The sequence below is a fragment of the Streptomyces sp. NPDC008150 genome (assembly GCF_042956945.1).
GTDB lineage: Bacteria > Actinomycetota > Actinomycetes > Streptomycetales > Streptomycetaceae > Streptomyces.
On the sequence record NZ_JBIBHJ010000005.1, the window covers coordinates 219,498 to 245,880 of the forward strand.

Here is a 26,383-nt window from a genome sequence, read left to right on the forward strand (position 1 = left end):
TAGTTGGCTGGCAGCCAGTCAACGCAGGAGTTACAGCATGTCCCCGCGGAGCGCATCGGTCAATGAAGAGTTGCGACGACGTTCCCGCGAGCGGCTGTTGCAGGCGGCGGTCGAGCTGGTCGGCGAGCGCGGCTACGACGCGACGACGCTCGGGGACATCGCGGACCGGGCGGGTTCCGCCCGCGGTCTGGTGTCGTACTACTTCCCGGGCAAGCGCCAACTGGTCCAGTCCGCGGTGCACCGGCTCATGCACCGCACCCTTGAGGAGTCGCTGGAGCGCGAACCGCGCACCGACGACGGCAGCGAGCGGATGGCCCGCGCCATCGACGGCATCCTGGGCCTGGCCCGGGACCGTCCGGTCCTGATGCGCCAGCACATGGCGGGCATCCTCCAGGCCGAGGGCTTCGTCCAGTGCCCTGAGCAGCAACGGCTGTCCGAGCTGCTGAGCGACACGGTCGCACGGCACGGCTCGCAGGAGGTCGAGGCCGACTACCCGATGCTGCGGGCCCTGCTCATGGGCGCGGTCTACGCGGCGCTGGTGCCGGGGGCGCCGATGCCGGTGACCGTCCTGCGGGCAGAGTTGTTCAAGCGGTACCACCTCGACTGGGAGTTGGGCGTCCCGCCGGACTCGGAGGCACCGGCGGGGCCACGGGAGGCGTCGGACCTGTCGCGGTTCTTCGCGACCGGCGTCCCCGGACCCGACGCCTCCGGGAACGGCGTTCCGTCGGAACCCCGCCGGTGACGGGCGCCCCGCTCCCGGTCAACCGCCCTGTTCAGCGCCGTACGTGACGTGACGTCAGGTATCCCGCGTCACGGGCCTGAGCGATCAGCCTGAGCGACCTGCGGCGGCTGCGGCCGGTCGCGCACATCACCGCCAGGACCGGGTCCACGCCCTGCTCCTGGGCCGCCCGGTACTCCCGCGCGGCAAGCCGGCACCCCTCGGCACCGCGCGGCCACGCGGGCCGCGCCCGCCGCGAACCGGCGCCCGCGGAGGGGGAGTTCACAGCTTCCGGATCCGCGCTCGCGTCCTGGGCACCCGAGGCCGGGGCGATCGGCGCCGGGGCGGTCGCGTCCGGCGCGGAGACGTCGGCGGGCACCGCGACGGGTACAGCGACGGGTGCAGCGGCAGACGTCCCGGCGGGCACAGCGGCGGGCATCTCGACGGACGGCCCGGCGGGCACCTGGATGCTCGGTACGGAAGCCGCCGCGGCAGGCGGCTCCGGGAGCGCCCCGGCCGGCGCCTCGGCGAGCACTCCCCGAGACGGCTCGTCGGGCCCCGCGGAGGACGGACCGGCAGGCCCCTCGACGGGCACCCCGGGCATGGGCGACTCCGCCGGCGCGCCCCCCTCTCCCAAGGACGGCACCGCCTCGGCGCCGACGGCTTCGAGCAGGGGGCGCTGGATCCAGTCGCCGAGTGCGGTCAGGTCCTCGCGGGTGAGGGCCGGGCGGGCACGGACGTCCTCGACGCAGACACATCCCTCCGACACCACCGCCAACGCGTCGACGAAGGCGCCGTCGGGGAACGCCAGCCGGACCTCGAACCACGACATGACACCGGCGGACTCCCGAACCTCCCACGCTGGCCGCACGGACACGACGCCGTCCGCCGGAATTCGACCGGAAAGATTAAGAAAGGATGCTTCTAGCACATACGCAACGTAACCGCATGATCACATTCCATACGAACTGACACACATCCCGGTACGGGGCTCACCCCGTCGGCGCAGCCACCCCCGCACGACCGCGCGGGCCGCGTGCCGAACAGCCGCGCCACGGCCGGAATTCGACGCCACGACGAAGAACGGGACGGCCGCGCGGCGGGCGCCACAATCCCCGTGGGCATGACACAGAGCGGCAACATCGCGGAAATCAACAAACTGTTCAAGGCCCATACGGTCTCGTCCTGTCTGGATATCTCGCACCGCCACCGCTCTCCCGCCCACTTGCTCTCCTGCTCTCCCGCTCTCCCGCTCAGCAGTTCGTCAGCCCGTTCGTCCTCCCCTCGAATCCGCCGCTCTGGAGCGCCCATGGCAACGACCGTTCCCGTACACCCCGTTGACGAGGTTCCCCCCGCACGGCAGCTCGCGGCCTTCGGGTTGCAGCACGTGCTCGCCATGTACGCCGGCGCCGTCGCGGTACCGCTGATCGTGGGCGGTGCGATGAAGCTGTCGCCCGCCGATCTCGCGTACCTAATAACCGCCGACCTGCTGGTCTGCGGCATAGCGACGCTCATCCAGTGCGTGGGCGTCTGGCGGTTCGGCGTCCGGCTGCCGATCATGCAGGGCTGCACGTTCGCGGCCGTGTCCCCGATGGTGCTCATCGGCACGACGGAGGGCGGACTGCCGTCGATCTACGGATCGGTGGTCGTCGCCGGCCTGGCCATCATGCTGCTGGCCCCCGTCTTCGGACGGCTGCTGCGGTTCTTCCCGCCCCTGGTCACCGGCACGGTGATCCTCATCATCGGCCTCTCCCTGCTGCCGACCGCCGGCGGCTGGGCGGCCGGCGGCGAGGGCAGCAAGGACTTCGGCGAGCCGAAGAACATCGCGCTCGCGGCGTTCGTCCTGGTCGTGGTGCTCGCGGTGCAGCGGTTCGCGCCGGTGTTCCTCAGCCGGATCGCCGTGCTGATCGGCATCGTCGTGGGCCTCGCCGTGGCGGTGCCGTTCGGGTTCACGGACTTCGGCGGGGTCGGCGACGCCGACTGGGTGGGCATCAGCACCCCGTTCCACTTCGGCCACCCCACCTTCCACGTGTCCGCCATCGTGTCCATGCTGGTCGTGGCGCTGGTGACGATGACGGAGACGACCGGTGACCTCATCGCCGTCGGCGAGATGACGGACCGCCCGGTCGAGCCGGGCCCGCTCGCCGACGGCCTGCGCGCCGACGGCCTCTCCACGATCCTGGGCGGCGTCTTCAACACCTTCCCGTACACCGCCTACGCGCAGAACGTCGGCCTCGTCGGGATGACCCGGGTGCGCAGCCGCTGGGTGGTAGCGGCGGCCGGCGGCATCCTCGTCGTGCTCGGTCTGCTGCCGAAGCTCGGCGCGGTCGTCGCGGCCGTCCCGGCGCCGGTGCTGGGCGGCGCGGGCCTGGTGATGTTCGGAACGGTCGCCGCGAGCGGTCTGCGCACGCTGGCCCGCGTCGACTTCTCGGACAACCACAACCTCACGGTGGTGGCGATCTCCGTGGCGATCGGCGTGCTGCCGGTGGGCGTGCCGACCCTCTACGAGCAGTTCCCGGACTGGTTCCAGACGGTCATGAACAGCGGCATCAGCGCCGGCTGCCTGACCGCGATCGTGCTGAACCTCCTCTTCAACCACCTGACCCCGAAGGCCGGTTCGCCCGCACCGGCGACTCCGGCGACGGACGCGACCGCCACGACGGACGTCACCGAGACGACGGACACGGCGGCGGTGGAGGCTGGTGCGCAGGGCGGGGTCCGTGCGGAGACCGGTCTTCCCGAGGGCGGCGGCGAACAGCCCGCCGAGGAGCCCCGGCAGGAGGTCGGCTAGGTACGGCGGCATCCGGCCCCTTCCGGCGCCGGAGCACAACCACCGCGTGAACGGCCCCTGTTGACGGAGGGCCGGGCCCGTCGCCCTCACAGGGCGGCGGGCCCCGCGGCCGTCGGAACCGGTACACGGTGAACCGGCGCGGGGGTGAACCGGCGCGGCCGGAAGGCGTCGTCCGAGGAGCCAACGACGGACCCGGCGGTCACCCAGCGGTCACCCGGCGGACGGCTCCGCGGAGATCCGGGCCCTCAACGACACGGCACGCGCGGCCTAAGCTCTCCCTGCGGCGGGACGCCCGACGTCCGCCCTCAACAGGCCCACGGCGAATCGGAGTTGTCCGGAATGACCGCCCAACTGTTCGCGCTCTGCTTCTCCGCCGCCCGGCCCGCGTCCCTCGCGCGGTTCTGGTCCGGCTTCCTGGGCTGGGAGTTGGCCACCGACCCGCGCGACGGTGTCGCCCTGCTGCCCGGCGACGACACCGGGTTCAGGATCCGTTGCCTGCCCACCCGGGAGCCGAAGACGGTACAGAACCGGATGCACTTCGACCTGACCAGCACGTCCCCGGAGGACCAGCGGGCGACGGTCGCCAGGGCCCTCGAACTCGGTGCGCGCCACACCGACGTGGGACAGCGCCCGGAGGAGGGGCACGTGGTCCTCGCCGACCCCGAGGGCAACGAGTTCTGCGTCATCGAGCCCGGCAACAACTTCCTCGCGGACTGTGGCTTCGTAGGGGCGCTGGCCTGCGACGGCACCCGCGAGGTGGGGCTCTTCTGGAGCGAGGCGCTGGGGTGGCCGCTGGTCTGGGACCAGGACCAGGAGACCGCGATCCGCTCCCCGCACGGCGGTCCGAAGATCACGTGGGGCGGTCCGCCGCTGATGCCGAGGACCGGCCGGGAGCGGCTGCACTTCGACCTCGCGCCGCCCGCCCAAGGGGACCTGCGGGCGGAGGTCGAGCGGCTCGTGGCCCTCGGGGCGACGGAGACCGGCGCGGGTCCCGGTCCGTCCGGCCGTGCGCTGATGACCGACCCCGACGGCAACGAGTTCTGCGTGCTGGCCCCCAAGTAGCGCCCTGTATTTGGGGGTTGTGGTCCGATCGTCAGTTGGTCGTGTGTCCCCACAGCGGGCCGAGGCGGGCCCATTCGGTGTCCCACCGGTCGATGGCGCGCCGCTGGAGGCGGCGGCGCAGAAGATGGCCGACGAGAAGCGGTACCGCCGCGGCGTTCAGGCCGGCCAGCACACCCGTCAGCGTGGCCCGCAGCCGCGCCTGGGAGGCGGTGGCCGGCTCGGTCACCAGCCGCCCCCGGGGGTCGGACCACACGGTGACCGGGGTGCCGACGGGGCTGCCCGCCCCCACCCGGACCTGTCCGGTGTGCACGGAGCCGTCGGCGGCCGTCCAGCGCACCGTGGTCTGGACGGTGTCGTCACGGACGCCGCTGCGCGCCTGGACCGTGCCGACGGGCGGCGCCTTCACCGTCACGCGGGCCACCACCGGCTGCCACGTGGCACGCTGCTCGGCCAGCCCCTGGTCCACGGAACGGGCGACCACCAGGCCGACCAGCGTCCCGGCCAGCACGGCCAGGACCCACGACGCCAGGCCGATCCAGGCGTCCGTCACATCGGCACGACGCTTGAGCGGATTGCGGCGCCAGCGCCACAGCCACACCCCGGGACCACGGAACGCCATCAACGGCTCCTCCTCTGAGCGCGCCAACACCCCCGAGAGGCACCGCCCGCGCGGCGGACCCCACCCCTCGTGCCCTGACCGTGTTCCCCCGTCCGGGCGATCCCATGGGTGGTTGCCCGTCCCGAGTTCCCGAACGGGCGATCGGTCTGCCGCGCCTTCCGTGACGCGCGCGTTGACCTGCGCCGACTCGGCATCCGGGGGACACTGTCAGGGGGTGGGAGCAGACTGACCGGTGTCCTGGACGAAGGCGTCGTGGAAGTGGTGGTCGGCATGTCCGAGGTCCTGCTCATGGTCGGGACCCGCAAGGGTCTGTTCGTCGGACGACGGCGGGCGGGCGCCTGGGAGTTCGACGACCACCCGTACTTCAACGCCCAGGCGCTCTACTCGGTCGCCGTGGACACCCGTGGGGAGCGGCCCCGCCTGCTGGCGGGCGGCGACAGCGCGCACTGGGGACCTTCCGTGTTCCACTCCGACGACCTCGGCCGTACCTGGACCGAGCCCGCCAGCCCCGCCGTCAGGTTTCCCCGCGACACCGGAGCCTCGCTGGAGCGGGTGTGGCAGCTCCACCCGGCGGCGGCCGAGCCCGACGTGGTCTACGCGGGCACGGAACCCGCCGCGCTCTACCGCTCGGAGGACCGCGGCGAGAGCTTCGAACTGGTGCGGCCGCTGTGGGAGCATCCGACGCGCTCGCGGTGGGTGCCGGGCGGCGGCGGCGAGGGCCTGCACACGGTGGTGACGGACCCCCGGGACCCGGCCGCCGTGACGGTGGCCGTGTCGACGGCGGGCGTGTTCCGCACGTCGGACGGCGGTTCGTCCTGGTCCCCCTCGAACTCCGGTGTCTCCGCGGTGTTCCTGCCCGACCCGGACCCGGAGTTCGGACAGTGCGTCCACAAGGTCGCGCAGGACGCCGTGGACCCGGACCGGCTGTACCTCCAGAACCACTGGGGTGTGTACCGCAGTGACGACGCGGGGGCGCACTGGACCGACATCGGGGAGGGGCTGCCGTCCACGTTCGGTTTCGCGATGGCCGCCCACCCGCACCGCGGCGACACGGCCTACGTCTTCCCGATCACGGCCGACGCCGACCGGGTCCCCGCCGGCCACCGGTGCCGTGTCTTCCGCACGTCGGACGCGGGCCGCAGCTGGGAGCCGCTCTCGGCGGGCCTGCCCCGCGCGGACCATTACGGGACGGTGCTGCGCGACGCGCTGTGCACGGACGACGACGACCCGGCGGGCGTCTACTTCGGCAACCGCAACGGCGAGTTGTACGCCTCGACGGACGACGGCGACACCTGGCGGCAGCTCGCCTCGCACCTGCCCGACGTGCTCTGCGTCCGCGCGGCGGTGGTGAGTTGAGCACCCGGCGGGCTCCCGGGTCCGCGCGGACCTCGCGGACCGCGTCGGCTACTGCGCGTCGGAGGGCAGGCTCCAGTCCACCGGCTCCGCGCCCTGCCGCACGAGCAGGTCGTTGGCCCTACTGAACGGACGCGAGCCGAAGAAGCCCCGGTCGGCGGACATCGGCGACGGATGGGCCGACTCGATCGCCGGGTACTCGTCGAGGAACGGGCGCAGGTTGCGCGCGTCGCGCCCCCACAGGACCGACACCAGCGGCTTGCCGCGGGCCGCCAGGGCACGGATCGCCTGCGCGGTGACGTCCTCCCAGCCCTTGTCCCGGTGCGCGCCGGGGCGGCCCGGGGCGGTGGTCAGCGCCCTGTTGAGCAGCAGGACGCCCTGCCGGGTCCAGGGGGTCAGGTCGCCGTCGCGCGGTGCCGGCGCGCCGGTGTCGGCCTGGAGCTCCCGGTAGATGTTGATCAGGCTTCCGGGCAGCCGCCGCACCTCGGGCGCCACGGCGAAACTGAGGCCGATCGCCATGCCCGGAGTGGGGTAGGGGTCCTGCCCGACTATCAACACCCGGACGTCGTCGAAGGGTTGCTGGAACGCACGCAGTACGTTCTTCCCGGACGGCAGGTAGGTCCGGCCCGCCGCGATCTCCGCGCGCAGGAAGTCGCCCATGCGGGCGATCTGACCGGCCACCGGCTCCAGGGCCTTCGCCCAGCCGGCTTCGACAAGTTCGTGAAGAGGTTGTGGTGCCACAACCCGAACTCTACTGATCCCCGGCAGGGCGCCACGCCCCGTACCGGCGTACTGCCGCCCCGGGCCGCCACCTGGGGCTAGCCTTCCTCTTCGTCGCGTCCGAACTCGCCGTCGGCGCAGAGGATTTCAGGGAGAAGAGGGACTGGTGACCCGCCCACAGAACGACCGCTCCGGCGGCACCGGTCCCGCCGACGGCTTCCTCGCGGTCGACTCGGGCGGTTCCGGGCTGCGCGTCGTCGTCGGCGTCCCGGGCCGCGCGCCGGGTGCGCCGCTGGAGTCGCGGCTGCCGGTCCGCACCGGGCCGCGGGGCATCGACGCGGACCATCTGATGGCGCAACTCACGCCCATGGCGCGCTCGTTGATGGCGCCCCTCGGTCTGGTCCGGCTGCCGACCGCCGTCGTCGGAGCGGCCGGGCTCGCCGGACTCGGGGAGGCCCTGCGCGCCGATCTGCCGGACGCCCTGGCGCGGGCGTTCGGTGTGCGGACGCTCGCCCTGGCCGCCGACGCCGTCACCGCGTACGCCGGGGCCCTCGGCCCGCGCCCCGGCGCGGTGGTCGCCGCGGGTACGGGGATGATCGCGACCGGCACCGACCTGACCCGGTGGCGTCGTGCCGACGGCTGGGGGCACCTGCTCGGGGACTGCGGCGGCGGCGCCTGGATCGGCCGGGCAGGCCTGGAGGCGGCGTTGCGTGCCCACGACGGACGGGACGGCGGTTCCGTACCCCTGCTCGCCGCCGCCGAGGAGTTCTTCGGCCCCGCCGCCGAGCTGCCCGGGAGGCTGTATCCGCGCGAGGACCGGGCCGCCGTGCTGGCCTCGTTCGCACCCCGGGTGGCCGCGCTCGCCGGGGACGACCCGGTCGCCGGCGGCGTCGTGCGGACCGCCGCACGGCACATCGCGGAGTCGGCGGCGGCGGTGTGCCCCACCGAAGGAGCGGTTCGAGTCGCCCTCACCGGGGGCCTGTTGAAGCTCGGCGAGGTGCTTCTCGGGCCGCTGGAGGCCGAGTTGTCGCGGCGGCTTCCGCACGCCCGGCGGGTGGCCGCCGAAGGGGATCCGCTGCACGGCGCCGTCCGCATCGCCACCGATCTGGCCGCCGGCTCGACGGTCCTGCCGCAGGACGAGCTGCTGTTGCGGATCTCCCGAACGGAACAGGCGTAACAGACACGGCAGATGAAGCGCCCGAAAAAGGGACGAACGGCAAGAAGTCGGCAGTTCGCACGGGGCAGGCGACCCAACAACCGTCCTCGTGCGCACTCGTGACCGCAGGCGGGTCGGCGGTCGGCGTAGGGGGTCTCACCTCGGACGCAATCGATCCGTCCGGAAACAGTCAGACAAAACCGGACGGATAACGCTCACCTGTACCCTCCCCGAACAGGGCAACCCGGTAAGCCAGTAACATGCGGCGCCATGAGCTCCCCCACTGGGCCCGCGTCCGGCCTGCCTGTACGAATGCCGCGCCCCCGCCAGCCCGGCCGCCACCGTCGGCCCGAGCCGCTGGCGGCGCCCGAGGGTGCGCCCGCGCTTGTTCTCGCCGTGCCCGGCACTCCCAGTGCCGCCACGCGCAGCCTCGCCGAGGAGGTCGTGAGCATCGCGCGCTCCGAGCTGCCCGGCCTCGATGCCCGGATCGGCTACCTCGACGGCGACGACGACGAGTTCCCGACCCTGCGGTCCGTGCTCGCGCGTGCCTCCGAGGAGCGCACCGCCCGCTACGAGCAGGCCAAGTCCGCGGGCCTCGACGTCCAGGAGCCCGACGGGCCGGTCGGTGTCGTGGTGCCGCTGCTCGCGGGTCCCGACAACGCCCTGCTGCGGCGGCTGCGCCAGGCCGTCATGGAGAGCCGCGTCGCTGCTGAGCTGACCGACGTGCTCGGCCCGCACCCGCTGCTCGCCGAGGCACTGCACGTGCGGCTCTCGGAGGCCGGCCTGGCCCGCGCCGACCGCGCCCGCCTGTTCACCGTGGCGACGGCGGCGGACGGCATCATCCTGGCGTCCGTCGGCGGCGACGAGGCCGTGCAGGCGGCGGGCATCACGGGCATGCTGCTGGCCGCGCGGCTGGCCGTCCCGGTGATGGCCGCGGCGCTGGACCAGGAGAACTCGATCCTGTCGATCGCGGAGCAGCTGCGCGCCTCGGGGTCCCAGCAACTGGCGCTCGCGCCGTACCTGATCGGCCCGGAGGTCGACGGGGAACTGGTCGCGGCCGCGGCCAAGGAGGCGGACTGCGCGGCGGCCGAGCCGCTCGGCCCGTACCCGGCGATCGGCAAGCTGGTGCTGGCCAAGTACACGACCTCGCTGGGCATCGCACCGCAGCAGGCCCAGGGCACTCCGGCCCACTGACCGACGGCCGCGCGGCACGCGGCCCGCGCGGTGGGTACCGAACCCGTACGGGGCCTGCCCCTCCTGGTCGAGGAGGGGCAGGCCCCGTACGGGTTTCCGCATGACCGCCGGGCCGGCGGCCGGTCAGCCAACGATCACGCAGGACGCGGCCGTGACGTCGATCGCGCCCCGGAGCACCGGCAGTCCGGTGGCCTCGTCGAGGGCGAACCAGGTCACGTCGCCCGACCGCTCGTTGGCGACGTAGAGATGTCCGCCCGCGACGGTGATCGCCCGCGGCCAGTGACCGCCGCACGGCACGGTGCCGACCAGACGCAGCTCCTCACCGTCGGCGCCGACGGTGAACACGGACAGGACGTCCTCCCCGCGCGTGGCCGTCCACACGAAGCGGCCGTCGGACGAGACGGCGATGCCCGAGGGGTAGGCGTCGCCCGCCGGGGCGACCGGCAGGACCGACGTCTCGGTCAACGGCTCCAGCGCGCCCGACTCCGCGTCCCAGCGGCAGACGGTCACGGTCGGCGTCAGCTCGTTCACGACGTAGGCGTGGCGGCCGTCGGGGTGGAAGGCGAGGTGGCGCGGCCCGGAGCCGGGGCGCAGCGCGACCTCCCGGGTCACCCGCGGGGCACCGTCGGCCAGCGTGCACACCCGTACCGAGTCGGTGCCGAGGTCGACGCTGACGGCCCACCTCCCGCTCGGGTCCGGCTGCACCTGGTGGGCGTGCGGACCCTGCTGGCGGCGCTCGTAGGGGCCCGAACCGGTGTGCCGCAGCACTCCGGAGGCGGCGTCGGCGAGAGCACCGTCGGGGCGCAGCGGGACGGCGGTGACGCTGCCGGAACCGTAGTTGGCGGTGAGGACGTGCCCGTCGTACAGGCTCAGGTGGGTGGGGCTGCTGCCGGCGACGCGCACCGGGCGACCGGCGAGCTCGGGCTTGTCACCGCCGACGCGGTAGGCGGCGACCGCGCCGTCCGCGGTCTCGCTGACCGCGTAGAGCGTGCCGCCGTCGGGCGACAGGGCCAGGTAGGAGGGGTCGAGCACGCCGTCGACGCTGCTCAGCGGGGTCAGCGCGCCGCTCTCCGGGTCCCGCGCCGTGATGACGACCCCCGGGCCGCCCGCGGCCGTGAAGGACCCGATGAACGCCCGTTCCCGTCGCCTGCCGCCGTCTGCCACCGCTGTCCCCTCTCGCCGGGTGCTCGTCGGGGGTGACGGTAGCAGTCGATCAAACGCGGTCTAGACCAAGCGGGACGGCGCACTCGGCGCGGCTCGGGGGTTCGGGCGGCTCGCGGGAGGGTGACGGTGGGGAAGAAGGCGGGCGCGCGACGAGCACGGGTGTGAGGCGGCCGCCCCGGACGTGACGTGGCGCGGACGGCCGCCCGGCCCTGCTCGTGGCCGGAGCGAGAGCGCGACGCGGGAACGCGGCGGAGCCACGGCCGCCCGAGAGCCGGACCGCCGGGTCGCGGGCGCGCCCCCGGCGCCCCGCCGCGACGCGGAGTGACGGTCCCGCCGAGGGCGGCAGCGGTCAGGCGTCGACCAGGCCCGTGCGTGAGCGGACGCGCAGCGGTGCCGCCAGTTCCGCGAGCGCCCGTTCCACGCCGTGGAGGTGGGCGAGGGCCGGGCCCTCCGCCGGCGGCGACGGCGCGAGGCCGCCGTCGTGCCCGGAACCGCCGTCGGTGAGTGCCTCCACCGCCGCCTCGACCCGCCAGCAGGCGGCGGCGAGGCGGGCGTCGTGCGAGGCCTCGGGATCCGCCGCGACCGTGACGAGTCCGCGGATCTCCCGGGCGCACTCGTCGAGCAGTGCCAGCACCCGCCGGGCCCGCCGCCTGCGCTCGCGCAGAGGGTTGAGCGGATGGACGAGCGGTGCGACGGCGAGCCGCACCCGGCCCAGGAGTTGCTCCAGCTCGGCCACGCGCGGGGCCGGGTCGGCGCCCTCGGTCCCGGCCAGCCGGGCTGCGGCCTCGGCGGTGCACGCGTGGACGCAGCGCAGGGCGCGGGCGATCCAGGCGTCGGTGACGGCGTGGGTGGTGACGGGCAGGACGAACAGCACGGCGAGGGCCGCGCCGAGCGCCCCGACGCCGGTCTCCGCGAACCGCAGCGCGAGCAGGCCGGGTTCGAGGACACCGAGGAGCCCGTAGAGCAGCCCGGCCATGAAGGTCACCCAGAGCATCATCCAGGTGTACGAGACGGCGGCGGTGTAGAAGATGCCGAAGACGCAGACCGCGACGAGAACCGCCGTGGGCGCCTCCGCACCGCGCACCGGCACCGCGACGAGCAGCCCGAGCCCGATGCCGAGCACGGTTCCCAGGACCCGGCGGAAACTCCGGACCAGGGTCTCGCCCCGCGACGCGGTGTTGACGAACACCCACCACGTGGCGCCGACGGCCCAGTACCAGCGCTGTCCCGAGATCAACTGGCCCGCGACGAGGGCGAACCCGGAGCCCGCCACGGCCTGCACGGCCTGCCGGGTGGTCACCCGTGCCAGCCCGCGTCCGGGTGCCGGGGCGGGCACCGGCACGGGCGGACGACGGCGCTCGTAGCACCAGAGGCCGAAGCGGACCGCGGCCGCCGACAGCACACCGAGGAGCACGGCCGCGTACTGCTCGGGCAGGTCCCCCGCGGTGGCGTGCACGAACTGCGCGATGAAGTACGTCATGAAGGCGAACACGCCGAGGCTGTGCCCGCGCGGCCCCCACCTGCGCGCGTACACACCCGCGCCGACGACGGCGAGGAAGGCGAGGTCACGGGCGACCGCGTGGTCGTGCAGGAGCGCCGCGAGGGTGAGGACGGGCAGGCCGACGACGGGCAGCAGCGCGGTGGTGGCCGCCTGCCGGCGGACGGTGGGGTCGGCGACGGTGAACAGGGCGAGCAGCGCGGCGAGCCCGCCGGTGACACCGCCGGTGAGCGAGTGGCCCACGAGCGCGCACACGGCGACGGCGAGACCGATGCCGAGGACGGCCCGCGCGGCGAAGCGCAGCCTCGTCCGGCCCGGGTCCGGCGCGACGAACATCCTTCTCAGCACGGCTTCCCGCCCCCTCCGCCCAGTGGCATGAAAAAGGCGCCGCGAGATCCGCAGCGCCGTCGACCCGTCCATGGAAACACCCGCTCCCCCGACTGCTCAAGTGATCTCCGATTCACTGGTCCATTGGCCCACCACGGTCGAGGGACATCGCGCCGACGGGGTGCCAACGGCCTACGGCGACCGGCCCACTGGAAGGCCCCCTGCCTGGGCCATTGGTACAGTCACCGCCGAACCGAGGCAGACGAGAGGCCGGTACGACCGTGGCAGTGGACGAGCTCGACACCCGCATCCTGCGGCTCCTGATGGACCGGCCGCGCACCAGCGCGCGCGAGTACGCGCGCGTGCTCGGCATCGCCCGGGGGACCCTTCAGGCCCGGCTCGACCGGCTGGAACGGGACGGCGTGATCACCGGTACGGGGCCGACGCTGTCCTCGGCGGCGCTCGGCCACCCGGTGCTCGCCTTCGTGCACATCGAGGTGACCCAGGGGCACCTGGACGACGTGGGCGACGCGCTGGCCGCGGTCGCGGAGATCGTCGAGGCGTTCTCGATCACCGGGGGCGGCGACCTGCTGACCCGGGTGGTGGCGCGGGACAACGCGCACCTGGAGGACGTGATCCAGAAGCTCATCAGCCTCCCCGGAGTGGTCCGCACCCGCACCGAGGTCGCCCTGCGCGAACGCGTCCCGTACCGGCTGCTGCCCCTGGTGGAGTCGCTCGGACGCGAGGCCGCGGCCCGGCCGGCGCACGCGTCCGCGCAGAGCCCGGCGCAGGGCCAGGCGCAGGGCCAGGCACAGGCGCAGGGCCGGACCCGGGCCTGACGGCAGCGCACGCCCCTCCGTTCACCGCCGTCGGGCGCCCTCGCCCGACGGTCACGCACGCGGACGGCCCCGCACGGCGAGTGCCGTGCGGGGCCGTCCGGCCGACCGGTTGCGGGAGCGGCGCGTGCCGCGACCGGTCGACGTCAGCGCGTCACTCCCCCGCGCCCTCGGCGACCGCGGCCGGGGCCGTCGGCGTCGCGGTGGCCGTGGCGGTCGCGGGGACCGCCGCGGCGGCGTCCGTTCCCGCCCCCTTGTCCGAGGGCGCGTCGAAGCCGCGCAGCGGGACGTGGCGGATGAACAGGGCGACGACGATGCCGACGACCGCGGCGGCGGCGCCCCAGACGAACGCCTTGTCGATACCGTCGCTCACGGCGTCCGCGAAGAGCTTCTGGACGTTGTCGGGCAGCGACCGCAGCATCTGCGGGGTCATCTGCGCCACCGACCCGGAGTCCGCGCCGCCGGCGGCCGAACCCGCGCTCGACTTGAAGGAGTCGGCGAGGGTGTTCGTGTAGAGGGCGCCGAGGATGGACACGCCGAGCGAGCCGCCCATGTTGCGCAGGAAGGTGGCCGCACCGGTGGCGGCACCGACGTCACGCAGCGGCGCGCTGTTCTGGGCGATGAGCATGGTGGTCTGCATCAGGCAGCCCATGCCGGCACCGAGCAGCACCATGTAGGACGAGGTGAGGGTGCGGGAGGTGTCGGGGCCCATCGTGGCGAACAGCGCCAGTCCCGCCGACATCAGCACACTGCCCACGATCGGCAGCGCGCGGTAGTGGCCGGTGCGGCTGATGAGCGCGCCGCCGGCCAGCGAGACCACCATCGCGGCGAGCATCATCGGCATGAGCAGCAGACCGCTGTTGGTGGCCGAGGAGCCCTGCACGTACTGCTGGAACTGCGGCAGCAGCGTCACGCCGCCGAACATCGCGAAGCCGACGACGAAGCTGAGGGCACCGGCGAGGCTGAAGTTGCGGTTGGCGAAGACCGACAGCGGCATGACCGGCTCGGCCGCGCGTCGCTCGACCGCGACGAAGGCCAGGAAGGCGACCACGGTGACGACGCCCAGGCCGATGATCACCGCCGAGCCCCAGTCGTACTCCGTGCCGCCCCAGCTCGTGATCAGGACGAGGGTGGTGATCCACACGGTGAGCAGCGCGGCACCGCTCCAGTCGACGCGCACCTTGCCCGAGGTGTTGCGGGGCAGCTTGGCCAGGACGAACCAGCAGACCACGAGGGCGACGATGCCCAGCGGGAGGTTGACGTAGAAGGCCCAGCGCCAGTTGAGGTGGTCGGTGATGAAGCCGCCGGCCAGCGGGCCGCCGATCATGGCGACCGGCATGACCGCCATCATCACGCCCTGGTACTTGCTGCGGTCGCGCGGCGGCACGATCTCCGCCAGGACCGCCATGACGCCGACCATCAGGCCGCCCGCGCCCAGCCCCTGGAGCGCGCGGAACCCGACCAGCTCCCCCATGTTCTGGGACATGCCGCAGAGCGCCGATCCGACGAGGAACAGCGCGATGGAGGAGAGGAAGGTGACGCGACGGCCGAGCAGGTCGCCGAGCTTGCCCCAGATCGGGGTCGCCGCCGTGGAGGCGAGGACGTATCCGGTGGTCACCCAGGACAGGTGGTTCAGGCCGCCGAGGTCACCCACGATCGTGGGCAGCGCGGGCGCCACGATCATGTTGTCGAGCATGGCCAGCAGCATGGCGATGACCAGGCCGCTCATCGTCACCATGATCTCGCGATGGGTGAAGCGCGGCGGCGGGACCGCCTCGGTTGCGGCCTTCTCGGTCGCGGTCTGCGTCACGGCTGGTGCCTTTCAGCAAAGAAGCGGGAAACGGACTTCCGGATCGATCCCCCGAGAGCCCGAACGCGTAATTCGAACAATTTGACGGCCGTTCGCGGGTGCGGGTCATCGCGGTCCGATCCGCGCGCGTGTGAACACCTGCCGCACCGCGGAATCACGCCGTACTTACCGGCCGTTAAGTAGATTACTTGTCGCCCGGTAAGTTGGCAAGCAGACGCCGTCCGGCCACGATCGGCGCAGGAGCCGCGCGCGTGACGCCGGCATCAGGGAACGAGGACGCGATGGCAGCGACAGGACATCGGCGGGGCAGTGAGACCAAGGCCGAGATCCGGGACGTGGCCCTCGAACTGTTCACCGACCAGGGCTACGAGGCGACCTCGCTGCGGCAGATCGCCGAGCGCCTGGGCATCACCAAGGCCGCCCTGTACTACCACTTCAGCGGCAAGGAGGACATCGTCCGCGCGATCTTCGCGAAGCACCTGGACGACCTCGACGCCCTGGTCGCCTGGGCCGGGGCGCAGCCGCGCGGCCCGGAGCTGCGCGTGCGCGCGGTGGACCGGATGGTCGACCTGATGACCGAGGAGGGCATGCAGGCCATGCGCTTCGCCCTCGCGAACCAGCGCGTCCTGCGGGAGCTCGGGCCGGGCCAGGAGAACGTCTTCGCCCGGCTCACCGAACTCTTCGAGATCGTGACCGGTCCGGACGCCTCGGTGGAGGAGGCGCTGCGGCTGCGCGCCGCGCTGCTCAGCGCCAACATCGTCCTGCTGGCCGCACAGGGCCTGGCGGCCACCGACACCCAGATCCGCGCCGTGGCCCGGGACGTCGCCCGACTGCTGGTCCCGGCCCCGGACAACCCCGACGACACGGTCGACTCCCGCTCCGCATAGGGCCGTTGGGACACGGGCACGCCACCGGGGCGCCGTCCGGCACGACGGCCGGGCGGCGCCCCGGCGGCCGACCGAGCTGTCCGCGAGGCCGGTTGGGTGCGCTCGGTGGCCTGCGGTGAGGTGGACCCGCCCGGCGAGGACGTCGCGCGGGCCGACGGGCAACGCCCCACGCCACGGGCGCCCGGCGCCGTGGTCCAGGTGCCGTTTCCGGTTTCCCCGTACGGGAGTTGACGCAACGGGACACGCGGGGTGGCCTTGTCGCTCCGGCCCGACACGGGGGCGACCCGGCCGTGGGCGGCGAGGGCCTTGTCCGCGAACCGGACGCCGGCCGGCTTCCTGCCGGATGCGCCGAGGTGCACCCGCGCGACGTCCGCACCGGATGGTACGGCCGGTGTCGGTGACGTCGACGGTCACGTCGAGGCCCCCGTCGTGGCCGCGCACCCCGTGCCGGTGACGACGGAAGCAGGACAACTGCCGTCGGCGCGTCGGCAGTTCACCAGCTCGCGTGGATCTGACGCCGTGCGGCCTCCCCGCGGCGGGCACGGACGACGGATGCGGCGGAGCCGCCCGCGCGTTCACGCGGCGCAGACCGAGAAGCTCCCGGGTTCGCCTCCGGGGCGCACAGGGCTGCGCCCTCCCGGTTCCGCCCCCCGGTCCGGCGTTGCGCCGGTTGCAGCAGCCCGGAAGGCCGCGGCGGCGCGGGCACCGGACGCTGGGCGGGCACCCTCGGACCACCTCGGGAGAGAAACCGATGCCCTCACGCACCGCCCCGCGCCGCCGCCCCCGGCTGCGGCACGTCTGTGTCGCTGCCGGCCTCGCCGCCGCGGCCTGCCTCACCACCCTCCAGCCGGCCGGAGCGGCCACCGCCGACGGCGACCGCGACCTGCACCGCCGGCTCGACCGGCTCGTGGCCACGCCCGGCGGGCCGCCCGGTGTCATCGCGGTGCTCCGCGACGAGAAGGGCAGCCGCGTCCTGCGGTCCGGCACCGCGGACCTCGCGACCGGGCGGCCGCCGGGCGCCGACGACCACATGCGCGTGGCGAGCGTCGCGAAGGCGTACAGCGGAGCGGTGGCGCTCAGCCTCGTCGACCGGGGCGTGCTCGGTCTCGACGACACCCTGCGCGACCGGCTGCCCCGCCTGCCCGCCGCCTGGGGCAAGGTGACCCTGCGGCAGCTGCTCAACCACACCAGCGGGCTGCCGGACTACACCGAGGCCCCCGGCTTCATCGCGGCGGTCACCGCCGACCCGCACCACCACTTCGACTCGCGGCGCCTGCTGGACTACGTGGCCGGCGATCCGCTGCGCTTCCGGCCCGGCAGCAGCTACCGGTACTCCAACTCCGACAACATCGCCGTCGCCCTCATGGCCGAGCAGGCGACGGGCAGTCCGTACGAGCGGCTGCTGCGCAGCCTGGTGTACCGGCCTCTCGCCCTGCGCGACACCAGCCTGCCGCAGGGCTACCGGTTGCCCTCCCCGTACCTCCACGGCTACGACGTGACGCCGCCCGCCGCGCCGGAGGACATCAGCGAGGTCCTGAGCGCCTCGGGCGTCTGGGCCTCCGGCGGGATCGTCTCCACCCCGGCCGACCTGAACCGCTTCGTGCGCCCCTACGCGGGCGGGGCGCTCTTCGGCGACCGTACGGTGCGCGAGCAGCGACGCTGGCGCGAGGGCGCGTCGGAACCGGCGGGGCCCGGCAGGAACGAGGCCGGCCTCGCCCTCTTCCGGTACACGACCCGGTGCGGCGTCGTCCTCGGGCACACCGGCAACTTCCCCGGGTACACGCAGTTCGCGGCGGCCACACCCGACGGACGCCGCGCCATCACCTTCTCGATCACCACGCAGACCAACAAGACGCAGAAGCCGGAGCTGCTGCGCCAACTGCGCGCCGTGCAGGAGGACTTCGTCTGCGCACTGCTGCGCCGCAAGGCCTGACCGAGGGCCGCGCACCGCCCCGACGGGCCCGTCCGGCGAGCAGCCGGGCGGGCCCGTCGGTCGTGGGGCGCCGGCGCGCGGGAGGGTCAGCGCACGTGGACGGTCACGGTGACCGTCTTGAGGACGGCGGGCAGCTTGGTCGTGTCGACCTTGAGGATCTCGCCGTTGTCGGTCTGCCCGGTGGACGGCAGCGTCTTCTGGTGGACGGTCCACTTGCCGTCGGGGTCGACGGCGATCGTGTCGATCCCGAAGTCGTTGTCGTCGGAGAGGTAGAGCGTCCTGCCGCCGTCCGCGGTGGCGACGCCCTCGACCTTGTCGTGCCCGAAGAAGGCGCCGCTCGGGTCGAGTTGGCTGACCAGCGAGCCGAGGTCGACGTAGGTCTGCTTCTGCGCGACGTTGACTCCGGCCCCCGTCAGCGCGGTGAGCGCGGCGTTGGTGCGGGACGTGCCGACGAACGCCTCGGGCGACTTGCCGCCGACGGTGAGTCCGCTCACGTCGGTGGCCCCGTTGATGTCCGCCTCGTAGAGCGTCTTGCCGGCGAACGGCTCGAAGGCGCCGTCCCGTTCGTCGATGAGGAACTTCGTGTTGGACAGCGCGGTGATCTCGCTGTTGGCGTCGCCCGTGGTCGCCGGGTCGTCCAGCAGGTACAGGTACTGCTTGGTCTTGTAGGTGCGCAGGTCGACGGTGACGATGCGGGTGGCCGTGACGCCCGCCGCCTTGGTGCTGCCGAGGTCGGGCTGCTGGAGCGCGGACTGCATGATGCCCACCAGGGTCGAGCCGTCGGGCGTGACGGTCAGGCCCTCCATGCCCTTGTTCTTGACGCGGTCGGCGAGTTCGGCGGGAAGGAACCCGACGATGTTGTGCGAGGCGTTGTCCGCGCTGTCGCGGTAGGGGGTCAGCCGGCCCAGTTCGTAGCCGTTGGCGTCGAAGTGGGTGATGTAGGGCCCGTACTCGTCGGAGACCCAGAACGTCCCGTCCGGGAGCGCCACCAGGCCCTCGGAGTCGTAGCCGTAGGCGTCCTTGGTGACCGGAACAGGGGTGCCGCCGTTGGCGTTTGTCGCGTCGACGTCGTCGATGACCTCGCTCGTGTCGTGCGGCGGGCGGCCGCTGTAGTTCACGCCGCCGAGCTTCTTCGGGCCCTTGAGGGTGACCTTCTTGACCAGTTCCGCCTTGCCGTCGACGAGCTTGAACTCGCCTATCTGCGGCGTGAATCCGGTCTCCATCTCGGACTTGTTGCCGTCGGGGGCGTCGGCGTTCGGGCCGCGGTCGGTGAGGCCGTAGAAATAACCGGACCTGCCGGGCACCGGCGAGAGGGAGGAGCCGTAGCCCTCGCCGGAGACGGTGGTCGTGGTGCCGCCGGGTCCGGCCACCTTGTCGAGGGCGGGCAGCGAAGTCCCGTTCCTCTGGGTGTCCTTGAAGAGCTGGACCGCGTCGGACGCCGTGTAGGTGAAGGTGTCGGTGCCCTTGAAGCCCGCGTCGGGCGTGTAGGTGAACGAGCCGTCGGCCGCGACCGTGACCTTGCCGTCGGCGGGGGCGGTGTGGCGCACGACCACGGTCGCGCCGGTGTCGTTGCGCAGGACGTCACCGGTCACCGTGCCGTGGCCGGTGAACGTGTCCGGCACGGACCGGAAGTCGTGGGACGGCGCGGAGGACAGCCATCCGCCGGCCTGGGCGGCGGCGGTACCGGCCCCCACCACGGCGACGGCGACACCGATCGCGACGGCGGTGCGGGCGCGGGAAGCACGAGGAGCACGGAGCAGGGGGACACGGGAAAGGGATCTGTGAGTCATGTCCCGAACCTGGTGGTCGCCGGTATAGGGCCGGACTACGGCAGATGAACTCCGGGTTCACAAGCGCCCGCTCTTTCGCAATATCCCCCCTTCCCACCGCGGAAGTTGACGAGGCCCGGGAGGGCAGTCGCCGCACCGAGTCGCCGTCCGGCAGTTCACCCGCTCTTCACCTGCCGGGACGGTGCGCGTGCACCGGCCGCATCTTGGCGTGCACATGCTCTGCGCGCACCCTTCCACACCGTCTCCCCACCGGAGGTAGAAGTGTCCGGCAGTTCCCGCTCATTCCTCCCCCGCCGCCGGCGCGGCCCGTTCCGCAGAGGACCGGTCGCCCTGGCGTCCAGCCTCGCGTTCACGGCCGCGGCGATCGGCCTGTGGGCCGGTCTCGGCAGCTCGGCGTCGGCCGCCACCACCGTCCCGGCCCCGGACCACGTGATCGTGGTGGTCTTCGAGAACCACGCGTACAGCCAGGTGATCGGCTCCTCCAGCGCGCCCTACATCAACTCCCTCAAGACGGGCGGCGCCAACCTCAGCCAGTTCTACGCGGAGACCCACCCGAGCCAGCCGAACTACTTCGCGCTCTTCTCCGGCTCGACCCAGGGCATCACCAGCGACAGCTGCTACACCGCCGGCTTCTCCTCGGCGGCCAACCTCGCGTCCGAGCAGATCGCCGCCGGCCGCACCTGGGCCAGCTACAACGAGACGCTGCCCAGCCAGGGTTCGACGACCTGCAGCAGCGGCAACTACGCCCGCAAGCACAACCCGTGGTTCGGGTTCAGCAACGTCCCGACGTCCACGGCGAAGACGTTCGCGCAGTTCCCGACCGACTACACCACGCTGCCCCAACTGTCCTTCGTGGTACCGAACCTGTGCAGCGACATGCACGACTGCTCGGTGGCCACCGGCGACACGTGGCTCAAGAACAACCTGTCCGCGTACGCGACGTGGGCGAAGACGCACAACAGCCTGCTCGTCGTCACCTTCGACGAGGACAACCTGATCAGCGGCAACCGCATCGCCACCGTCCTGTACGGCCAGAAGGTCACGGCCGGCTCGTCGTCCGCCACCACCTACAACCACTACGACCTGCTGCGCACCCTGGAGGACTCGCAGGGCCTGACCACCCACGCGGGGAACGCCGCCTCCGCCAAGGACATCACCGGCGTCTGGACCTCGTGACGTGTACGTAGCGGACAGCCGATCGAGCTCGCCGGAGCTCACGACCCGGCCCGACCAGGGTGCCGACCCGTCGGGCCCGTCGGCGTCCGCGGACGGCGCCGCCCGGCCCCCCGCCGGGCGGCGTCGCGCCGCGATCGCCCCCACCGTCCTCGCCCTCGGCGCGGTCAGCCTGATCACCGACGTGTCGTCGGAGATGGTCACCGCCGTGCTGCCGCTGTACCTGGTGACCGGTCTCGGCCTGTCACCGCTCGGCTTCGGGCTGCTCGACGGCATCTACAACGGCTTCTCGGGCGTCGTCCGCCTCGCGGGCGGACACCTCGCGGACCGGGGCGGTGGACGCCACAAGTGGGTGGCGGGCCTGGGCTACGCGGTCTCCGCGGTCTGCAAGCCCCTGCTGCTCGTCGCGCACACCCTGGCCCCCATCGGCGCGATCCTCGCGGTGGACCGTACGGGCAAGGGGCTGCGCACCGCCCCGCGCGACGCCCTGATCTCGCTCTCCAGCACCCCCGGCAACCGGGGCCGCGCCTTCGGCGTGCACCGCGCGATGGACACGGCGGGCGCCCTGCTGGGCCCGCTGGTGGCGTTCCTGATCCTGCGGGCCACGGTCGACGGCTACGACGCCGTCTTCACGGTCAGCTTCTGCGTGGCGTGCGTGGGGGTGCTCGTGCTGGTCCTGTTCGTCCCGGGCTCGCGGGCCGGGGCCGGGGCCGGGCGCGGGGCGGGCGCGGCCGGAGCGGGTGCGACCCCGGCGGGCGCGGCCGGGGCGGACCGGCTCGCGGGCACCGGGAGTGCGGACACCGGCGGCGCGGAAGGGGGAGGCGCGGAAGCGGGCGTCGCCGAAGCCGGGAGCGCGCACGCCGGAAGGACGGAAGCCGGGGACGCCGAAGCACCGGCCGCGGCCTCTCGGCGGGACACCGCCCCTCAGCCCACCCTGCGGGCCGCTCTCGCCCTCCTCGGCCGCCGCGACCTGCGCCGGATCGCGCTCTGCGCGCTGCTGCTCGGCCTCGCCACGGTCAGCGACTCCTTCGTCTACCTGCTGCTGCAACGCCGCCTCGGCGTCCCCGAACGCTGGTTCGCGCTGCTGCCGCTCGGCACCGCGGCGGCCTTCCTGCTGCTGGCCGTGCCGCTGGGCCGCCTCGCCGACCGGGTCGGCCGCTGGCAGGTCTTCCTCGGCGGCCACGGCGCCCTGCTCCTCGCGTACGCCCTGCTGCTGACCTCGTGGCACGGCACCGCGCTGCCCTACCTGGTCCTCCTGCTGCACGGCACCTTCTACGCGGCGACCGACGGCGTCCTGATGGCGGCCGCCTCGCAGACCGTGCCCGAGCATCTGCGCTCCTCGGGACTGGCACTCGTCCAGACCGGCCAGGCGCTCGCCCGGTTCGTCTGCTCGCTCGCCTTCGGAGCGGCCTGGACGCTGTGGGGCGACCGTACGGCTCTCGGCGTCTCGACGGCGGCGCTCGCGGGCTGCGCGCTCTGCTCACTGCTCCTGCGCCCACGCCCGACCACGGAGGCCGCCTCATGACGACGGACACACAGCACGCGACGGACGACAACGCCCACCCGGACGGGAAACCCGGAACCGGAGGCGGGGAAGCAGGAGGAAGCGCCGGTGGAACCGGAACGACCCTGCGCGCCCGCCTCCTGATCCTCCTCACCGCGCTCCTCCTGCTGGCCGGCATCGGTACCGCGTCGGTCCTGCACGCCTCGGAGCGGGCCGGCGAACGAGACAGGACCCAGGCGGGCGGGCCCCCGGTCACCGAGGGCCGGGTGGTCCTGACCGACCCCGGCCGGGCGGTCTTCCGCAACCTGGCGTGGGGTCCGCACCGGGACGAGATCGTCACCGTGCCCACCGGCGACCCCGACGCCCCGCGCACCGCGTCCGGCGTCAAGTGCCTGCGGTTCTACGCCGCCGCGGGCACCGGCGTCTGCCTCCAGGCGGTGCACGGCACGATGTCCGACACCTACCGGGCGCTGATCCTCGACGCCCGGCTGAAGGAGAGGGCGCGGTACGAGGTCCCCGGCATCCCGTCCCGGGCCCGGGTCTCGCCGAGCGGGCACTACGCGGCCTGGACGGCGTTCGTCGGCGGCGACTCCTACGCGGGTACGGACTTCTCGACCCGTACCGCGATCGTGGACGTCCGCACCGGCGCGATCACCCCTTCCCTGGAGGATTTCCGCGTGGTCAGGGACGGGAGGACGTACCGCTCCCCCGACGTCAACTTCTGGGGCGTCACCTTCGCCTCCGACGACCGCACCTTCTACGCCACGCTGGCCACCAAGGGAAAGACCTACCTGGTCCGGGGCGACCTGCGCAGCCGCACGGTCACCACTGTCCACTCCAACGTCGAGTGCCCGTCGCTCTCCCCGGACGGCACCAGGGTCGCGTACAAGAAACGGGTGCCCGGCCTGCCGGCGGACGCCCCGTGGCGCCTGTACGTCCTCGACCTCGCCACCGGCCGCGAGACCCCGCTGGCGGAGACGCGCAGCGTCGACGACCAGGGCGTCTGGCGGGACGACAGGACCCTGGTGTACTCCCTCCCCGGCGACTACGGCACCGACCTGTACACCGTCCCCGCCGACGGCACCGGAACACCCCACCTGCTGACGAGGGCGGCGATATCCCCGGCATACGTGAACTGACGGCATGCGGCCCCGACGCGTGGGGGGGCGACGGTCAACTGGTGTGTTTCTCATCCGAGTTGGGCCGCCGCGACCGCCCTCCGGAATGCGTCGGCGGTCCGCGCCCCGTCAACTCCACTGCCCCGCAGGGCGGTTCAGCCTCTCTCGCTTCCGTTCCCGCTCCCGCCCCCTGCGGCCAGCACCTCCTCCAGTCTGTCGAACCGCTCGTGCAGCGCGTGGGCGGTCTCCTCGCCCCACACGCGCGCCTCCTGCGCGTCCCGCGCCAGGCGGTGCTTGCGGTGCTGCTCCTTGCCGACGAACCACGTCGCGAGGGCGGCGGTGACCATGCCGTACGTGGTGATCCCGACGACCATGACCACGGAACCGACCGCCCGGCCCCACCAGGTGACGGGGTAGAAATCGCCGTACCCGACGGTCGTGGCGGTCTCGATCGCCCACCACAGGCCCTTCGGGTACGAGGTCAGGTTCGCCCTCGGTGCCCCGTGCTCGGCGACGACCACGCCCCACGAGCCGGTGAGCATCACCACGAGCAGGACGAGCGTGGCGGCGCCGGCCGCCTTGAGGTGCAGCGAGCGGCCCTCCTTGCCGAGCAGGGCCCCGAGCGCCCGGGTCAGGAATCCGGACAGCATGACCGTCCCTTCGATCGCGTCGCCACGCGGCCGGACCGTCGTCGGACCGCCGCAGGCGCCCAGTTTCCCGGCGGGCTGGGGCGGTGGCATGCCGGGTGGCGCGTTCGTGTTGCGCCCTCCGTCCGGTGTCACGCACCCGGAAGGGCGGGCGGGGGCCGGTCGCCCGACGTGGCCGGCGGCGGCCGTCGCGCGTCGTCAGGCGACGCTCTGCCGTACCGGGTCGACGATCTCGTCGACGAGCCACCGGGCGGCCCGGGGCGGATAGGGGCGCGGCAGCGCGAGCACGATGTGCCGGACCCCGGCGGCGACGAGCGCCCGGACGTGCGCGCGGGAGGCCGCGGGGTCCGCGTAGTCGACGATGATCTGCGCGGAGCGGATGATCTCGGCGGGATCCCGGCCGATCGCCGCGCAGTGCGCGTCCAGTACGCGGGCACGCCCGGCGATCCAGTCGGTGCTGTTGTGGGGCGGGCCGGGGACGTTCCAGATGTCGGCGTGCTCGGCGACGACGCGCAGCGTGCGGTCGCCCCAGCCGCCGAGCAGCAGCGGCGGACCGCCGGGCCGCACCGGACCCGGGCCGTTGCGGGTGCCGCGCAGCACGGTGAAGGGACCGTCGTGGTCGAAGGTCTCCTCGGTCCACATGCGGCGCAGGATGGTGATCGTCTCGGTCAGGCGGGCCAGCCCCTCGGCGGGACGGGGCAGGGACAGGCCGTAGGCGGCGTACTCGGCGACGGCCGGATTGGGGCCCTCGGGCTGCTGGGTGCCGCCGACGCCCAGGCCCATGATCAGGCGCCCGTGGGAGATCGCGTCCACCGTGGTGGCGATCTTCCCGAGGTGCGCGGGGGCGCGCAGCCTGTTGCTGGTGACGAGGAGGCCGAGACCGAGCCGACTGGTGCGGGCGGCCAGCGCGGCCAGCAGGGTCCAGCCCTCCAGGACCGCTCCGCCGGGCGGCCCGGCCAGCGGCATCAGGTGGTCCCACAGCCAGGCGTCGGCGAGTTCGGGCAGTTCGTCGGCCTCCTCCCAGACGCGGAGGATGTCGTCGTAGGCGAGGTGCATGGGCGTCGTCTTCAGACCGAAGCGGATCGCGGGAGCGGTTTCGTCGAGGGACACGACCGTCAGCCTAGGTGACAGTCAGCACGACTGACCATCGAATTCCGATACGAGGCATGCGCACGCACGCCTCGACATCCGTCGTCCCGCAACCGCCAAGCCGTACGTCCCCGTGCCCGTCCGGGCCGCCACCGTCTCGTCTGCCTCCCCCACAACGGGACGAGCGTGACCGGAGTGACCGGTGCGGCCGGGGGTCAGACGAGATGGGCGAAGACCACCAGGTTCTCCGTGTAGTCCTTCGCGGAGTGGTCGTAGGTGCCGGCGCAGGTGATCAGCCGGACCTGGGCATCCGGGGTGTCGGCGTACACCCGCTTGTCGGGGAAGTCGTCCTTCTCGAAGGTGTCCGCGCTGTCCACCACGAAGTTCGCCGTACGCCCGTCGGAACGCTTGACGCTGAACCTGTCGCCCTTCGTCAGATCGCTCAGGCCCGCGAAGACGGCGGCTGAAGTGGCGGTGTCGACATGCCCCGCGATGATCGCCGCACCGCGTTCGCCCGGGGAGACACCCTTGGCGTACCAGCCGACCAGGTTCACGTCGTCCGCGGGCGGCGGCTCCAGCCGACCCGTGTCGTCGACCGCGAGCTCGGTGAAGGGCGCGTCCACCTCGATCTTGGGGATGAGCAGCCGGGTCGGTTCCGCCCGGGGGAGGTGCGTGGACGCGCCGTGCCCCGCAGCGGCGGAGGAGGCCCCGGCACCTGCCGCGCGGGACGAACCGGAGGGCCCGGCGGACCCGTTGGGACCGCCGACCAGGTGTGCGGTGAGCAGTACCGCGATGCCCGCGCACCAGACCGTCCAGGTCAGACGGCGCCTGGAGACGCGGCCGGACGACTCGGCGGGGTTCGCGGCGGGAGGGGACAACCGGGCTGCCATCGGGCACCGCCTCATCGGGTCGGGAAGTGCGACGCCTCGGGGAAGACACCGCCGGTGCGGGCCGGAGCCGCGCGTGAACAGGAAGGGGCGGCAACCGGGCCGCC

Annotated in this window: 21 protein-coding genes and 2 pseudogenes; 12 read left to right on the forward strand and 11 right to left on the reverse strand. The window is 73.3% G+C overall.

Annotated features, from left to right (window positions below):
• The first annotated feature begins 37 nt into the window (after positions 1-37).
• Entirely contained in the window at positions 38-742 is a 705-nt protein-coding gene (locus tag ACFZA0_RS15085) for a TetR family transcriptional regulator (protein ID WP_391015901.1), read from the forward strand.
• Between the two features lie 31 nt (positions 743-773).
• Here the strand turns inward: ACFZA0_RS15085 and ACFZA0_RS15090 are convergent.
• Both ACFZA0_RS15090 and ACFZA0_RS15095 read right to left on the reverse strand, forming a co-directional pair.
• Positions 774-1,007: pseudogene (locus ACFZA0_RS15090) on the reverse strand (DUF6214 family protein); the annotation flags it as partial.
• Between the two features lie 339 nt (positions 1,008-1,346).
• A pseudogene (locus ACFZA0_RS15095) lies at positions 1,347-1,649 on the reverse strand (DUF6214 family protein); the annotation flags it as partial.
• 378 nt (positions 1,650-2,027) lie between these two features.
• Here ACFZA0_RS15095 and ACFZA0_RS15100 point away from each other — a divergent pair.
• Positions 2,028-3,509 (forward strand): solute carrier family 23 protein, encoded by a 1,482-nt coding sequence (locus tag ACFZA0_RS15100; RefSeq protein ID WP_391015904.1) that lies wholly within the window; start codon positions 2,028-2,030, stop codon positions 3,507-3,509.
• 339 nt (positions 3,510-3,848) lie between these two features.
• Positions 3,849-4,571, forward strand: a complete 723-nt coding sequence (locus ACFZA0_RS15105) for a VOC family protein (RefSeq protein ID WP_391015906.1) — start codon at positions 3,849-3,851, stop codon at positions 4,569-4,571.
• A gap of 31 nt (positions 4,572-4,602) precedes the next feature.
• Here the strand turns inward: ACFZA0_RS15105 and ACFZA0_RS15110 are convergent, their stop codons facing one another.
• On the reverse strand, positions 4,603-5,190 hold the full coding sequence (locus tag ACFZA0_RS15110; protein WP_391015909.1) for a DUF3592 domain-containing protein: 588 nt from the start codon (positions 5,188-5,190) through the stop codon (positions 4,603-4,605).
• Positions 5,191-5,460: 270 nt separating this feature from the next.
• On the opposite strand from ACFZA0_RS15110, the gene ACFZA0_RS15115 reads away from it, so the two are divergent.
• Positions 5,461-6,546: a WD40/YVTN/BNR-like repeat-containing protein gene (locus ACFZA0_RS15115; RefSeq protein ID WP_391016545.1), complete on the forward strand. Its 1,086-nt coding sequence runs from the start codon at positions 5,461-5,463 to the stop codon at positions 6,544-6,546.
• A 48-nt stretch (positions 6,547-6,594) separates the two neighbouring features.
• Here the strand turns inward: ACFZA0_RS15115 and ACFZA0_RS15120 are convergent, their stop codons facing one another.
• Complete coding sequence (locus ACFZA0_RS15120) at positions 6,595-7,284, reverse strand: uracil-DNA glycosylase (protein ID WP_391015912.1); 690 nt, start codon at positions 7,282-7,284, stop codon at positions 6,595-6,597.
• A gap of 145 nt (positions 7,285-7,429) precedes the next feature.
• On the opposite strand from ACFZA0_RS15120, the gene ACFZA0_RS15125 reads away from it, so the two are divergent.
• Together ACFZA0_RS15125 and ACFZA0_RS15130 are read left to right on the forward strand one after the other, a co-directional pair.
• The gene (locus ACFZA0_RS15125; protein WP_391015915.1) at positions 7,430-8,440 is read left to right on the forward strand and encodes a BadF/BadG/BcrA/BcrD ATPase family protein; all 1,011 of its coding nucleotides are present in this window, start codon (positions 7,430-7,432) and stop codon (positions 8,438-8,440) included.
• A gap of 249 nt (positions 8,441-8,689) precedes the next feature.
• Positions 8,690-9,613: a sirohydrochlorin chelatase gene (locus ACFZA0_RS15130; RefSeq protein ID WP_391015918.1), complete on the forward strand. Its 924-nt coding sequence runs from the start codon at positions 8,690-8,692 to the stop codon at positions 9,611-9,613.
• 123 nt (positions 9,614-9,736) lie between these two features.
• On the opposite strand, the gene ACFZA0_RS15135 is transcribed toward ACFZA0_RS15130, so the two are convergent.
• The gene (locus ACFZA0_RS15135; RefSeq protein ID WP_391015920.1) at positions 9,737-10,777 is read right to left on the reverse strand and encodes a beta-propeller fold lactonase family protein; all 1,041 of its coding nucleotides are present in this window, start codon (positions 10,775-10,777) and stop codon (positions 9,737-9,739) included.
• A 349-nt stretch (positions 10,778-11,126) separates the two neighbouring features.
• A complete protein-coding gene (locus ACFZA0_RS15140) occupies positions 11,127-12,623 on the reverse strand; it encodes an FUSC family protein (RefSeq protein ID WP_391015923.1) in 1,497 nt (498 codons plus the stop codon).
• A 260-nt stretch (positions 12,624-12,883) separates the two neighbouring features.
• Between ACFZA0_RS15140 and ACFZA0_RS15145 the strand changes: the two genes are divergently transcribed.
• Positions 12,884-13,441 carry an Lrp/AsnC ligand binding domain-containing protein gene (locus tag ACFZA0_RS15145; RefSeq protein ID WP_391015926.1) on the forward strand — a complete coding sequence of 186 codons (558 nt, stop codon included), beginning with the start codon at positions 12,884-12,886 and terminating at the stop codon, positions 13,439-13,441.
• Positions 13,442-13,592: 151 nt separating this feature from the next.
• On the opposite strand, the gene ACFZA0_RS15150 is transcribed toward ACFZA0_RS15145, so the two are convergent.
• The gene (locus ACFZA0_RS15150; protein WP_391015928.1) at positions 13,593-15,248 is read right to left on the reverse strand and encodes a DHA2 family efflux MFS transporter permease subunit; all 1,656 of its coding nucleotides are present in this window, start codon (positions 15,246-15,248) and stop codon (positions 13,593-13,595) included.
• Positions 15,249-15,529: 281 nt separating this feature from the next.
• Here ACFZA0_RS15150 and ACFZA0_RS15155 point away from each other — a divergent pair, with 281 nt between their 5' ends.
• Both ACFZA0_RS15155 and ACFZA0_RS15160 read left to right on the forward strand, forming a co-directional pair.
• Positions 15,530-16,135 (forward strand): TetR family transcriptional regulator, encoded by a 606-nt coding sequence (locus tag ACFZA0_RS15155; protein ID WP_391015931.1) that lies wholly within the window; start codon positions 15,530-15,532, stop codon positions 16,133-16,135.
• A 751-nt stretch (positions 16,136-16,886) separates the two neighbouring features.
• Positions 16,887-18,068: a serine hydrolase gene (locus ACFZA0_RS15160; protein ID WP_391015933.1), complete on the forward strand. Its 1,182-nt coding sequence runs from the start codon at positions 16,887-16,889 to the stop codon at positions 18,066-18,068.
• Between the two features lie 86 nt (positions 18,069-18,154).
• Here the strand turns inward: ACFZA0_RS15160 and ACFZA0_RS15165 are convergent, their stop codons facing one another.
• Positions 18,155-19,858: an esterase-like activity of phytase family protein gene (locus tag ACFZA0_RS15165; protein WP_391015936.1), complete on the reverse strand. Its 1,704-nt coding sequence runs from the start codon at positions 19,856-19,858 to the stop codon at positions 18,155-18,157.
• Between the two features lie 330 nt (positions 19,859-20,188).
• Between ACFZA0_RS15165 and ACFZA0_RS15170 the strand changes: the two genes are divergently transcribed.
• The 3 genes from ACFZA0_RS15170 to ACFZA0_RS15180 are packed head-to-tail and all read left to right on the forward strand — an operon-like array spanning position 20,189 to position 23,674.
• A complete protein-coding gene (locus ACFZA0_RS15170; RefSeq protein WP_391016547.1) occupies positions 20,189-21,034 on the forward strand; it encodes an alkaline phosphatase family protein in 846 nt (281 codons plus the stop codon).
• A 1-nt stretch (position 21,035) separates the two neighbouring features.
• Complete coding sequence (locus tag ACFZA0_RS15175; protein ID WP_391015938.1) at positions 21,036-22,556, forward strand: MFS transporter; 1,521 nt, start codon at positions 21,036-21,038, stop codon at positions 22,554-22,556.
• The gene (locus ACFZA0_RS15180; protein ID WP_391015940.1) at positions 22,553-23,674 is read left to right on the forward strand and encodes a TolB family protein; all 1,122 of its coding nucleotides are present in this window, start codon (positions 22,553-22,555) and stop codon (positions 23,672-23,674) included. The genes ACFZA0_RS15175 and ACFZA0_RS15180 overlap by 4 nt, the downstream gene beginning before the upstream one ends.
• Positions 23,675-23,808: 134 nt before the next feature.
• Here ACFZA0_RS15180 and ACFZA0_RS15185 read toward each other — a convergent pair whose 3' ends face one another.
• The 3 genes from ACFZA0_RS15185 to ACFZA0_RS15195 all read right to left on the reverse strand — a co-directional run bounded on the left by ACFZA0_RS15185 (position 23,809) and on the right by ACFZA0_RS15195 (position 26,279).
• Positions 23,809-24,303: an ion channel gene (locus ACFZA0_RS15185; RefSeq protein ID WP_391015942.1), complete on the reverse strand. Its 495-nt coding sequence runs from the start codon at positions 24,301-24,303 to the stop codon at positions 23,809-23,811.
• Between the two features lie 195 nt (positions 24,304-24,498).
• A complete protein-coding gene (locus ACFZA0_RS15190; protein ID WP_391016549.1) occupies positions 24,499-25,356 on the reverse strand; it encodes an LLM class flavin-dependent oxidoreductase in 858 nt (285 codons plus the stop codon).
• Positions 25,357-25,604: 248 nt separating this feature from the next.
• Positions 25,605-26,279, reverse strand: coding sequence for a class F sortase (locus ACFZA0_RS15195; protein WP_391015945.1), 675 nt, complete (start codon positions 26,277-26,279; stop codon positions 25,605-25,607).
• Positions 26,280-26,383 lie beyond the last annotated feature (104 nt).

Coding starts and splice junctions, on each gene's coding strand:
- ACFZA0_RS15185 (WP_391015942.1), bottom strand. CDS start 24,303: ATGCTGTCCGGATTCCTGACCCGGGCGCTCGGGGCCCTGCTCGGCAAG.
- ACFZA0_RS15085 (WP_391015901.1), top strand. CDS start 38: ATGTCCCCGCGGAGCGCATCGGTCAATGAAGAGTTGCGACGACGTTCC.
- ACFZA0_RS15130 (WP_391015918.1), top strand. CDS start 8,690: ATGAGCTCCCCCACTGGGCCCGCGTCCGGCCTGCCTGTACGAATGCCG.
- ACFZA0_RS15155 (WP_391015931.1), top strand. CDS start 15,530: ATGGCAGCGACAGGACATCGGCGGGGCAGTGAGACCAAGGCCGAGATC.
- ACFZA0_RS15190 (WP_391016549.1), bottom strand. CDS start 25,356: ATGCACCTCGCCTACGACGACATCCTCCGCGTCTGGGAGGAGGCCGAC.
- ACFZA0_RS15115 (WP_391016545.1), top strand. CDS start 5,461: ATGTCCGAGGTCCTGCTCATGGTCGGGACCCGCAAGGGTCTGTTCGTC.
- ACFZA0_RS15180 (WP_391015940.1), top strand. CDS start 22,553: ATGACGACGGACACACAGCACGCGACGGACGACAACGCCCACCCGGAC.
- ACFZA0_RS15165 (WP_391015936.1), bottom strand. CDS start 19,858: ATGACTCACAGATCCCTTTCCCGTGTCCCCCTGCTCCGTGCTCCTCGT.
- ACFZA0_RS15110 (WP_391015909.1), bottom strand. CDS start 5,190: ATGGCGTTCCGTGGTCCCGGGGTGTGGCTGTGGCGCTGGCGCCGCAAT.
- ACFZA0_RS15100 (WP_391015904.1), top strand. CDS start 2,028: ATGGCAACGACCGTTCCCGTACACCCCGTTGACGAGGTTCCCCCCGCA.
- ACFZA0_RS15105 (WP_391015906.1), top strand. CDS start 3,849: ATGACCGCCCAACTGTTCGCGCTCTGCTTCTCCGCCGCCCGGCCCGCG.
- ACFZA0_RS15160 (WP_391015933.1), top strand. CDS start 16,887: ATGCCCTCACGCACCGCCCCGCGCCGCCGCCCCCGGCTGCGGCACGTC.
- ACFZA0_RS15195 (WP_391015945.1), bottom strand. CDS start 26,279: ATGGCAGCCCGGTTGTCCCCTCCCGCCGCGAACCCCGCCGAGTCGTCC.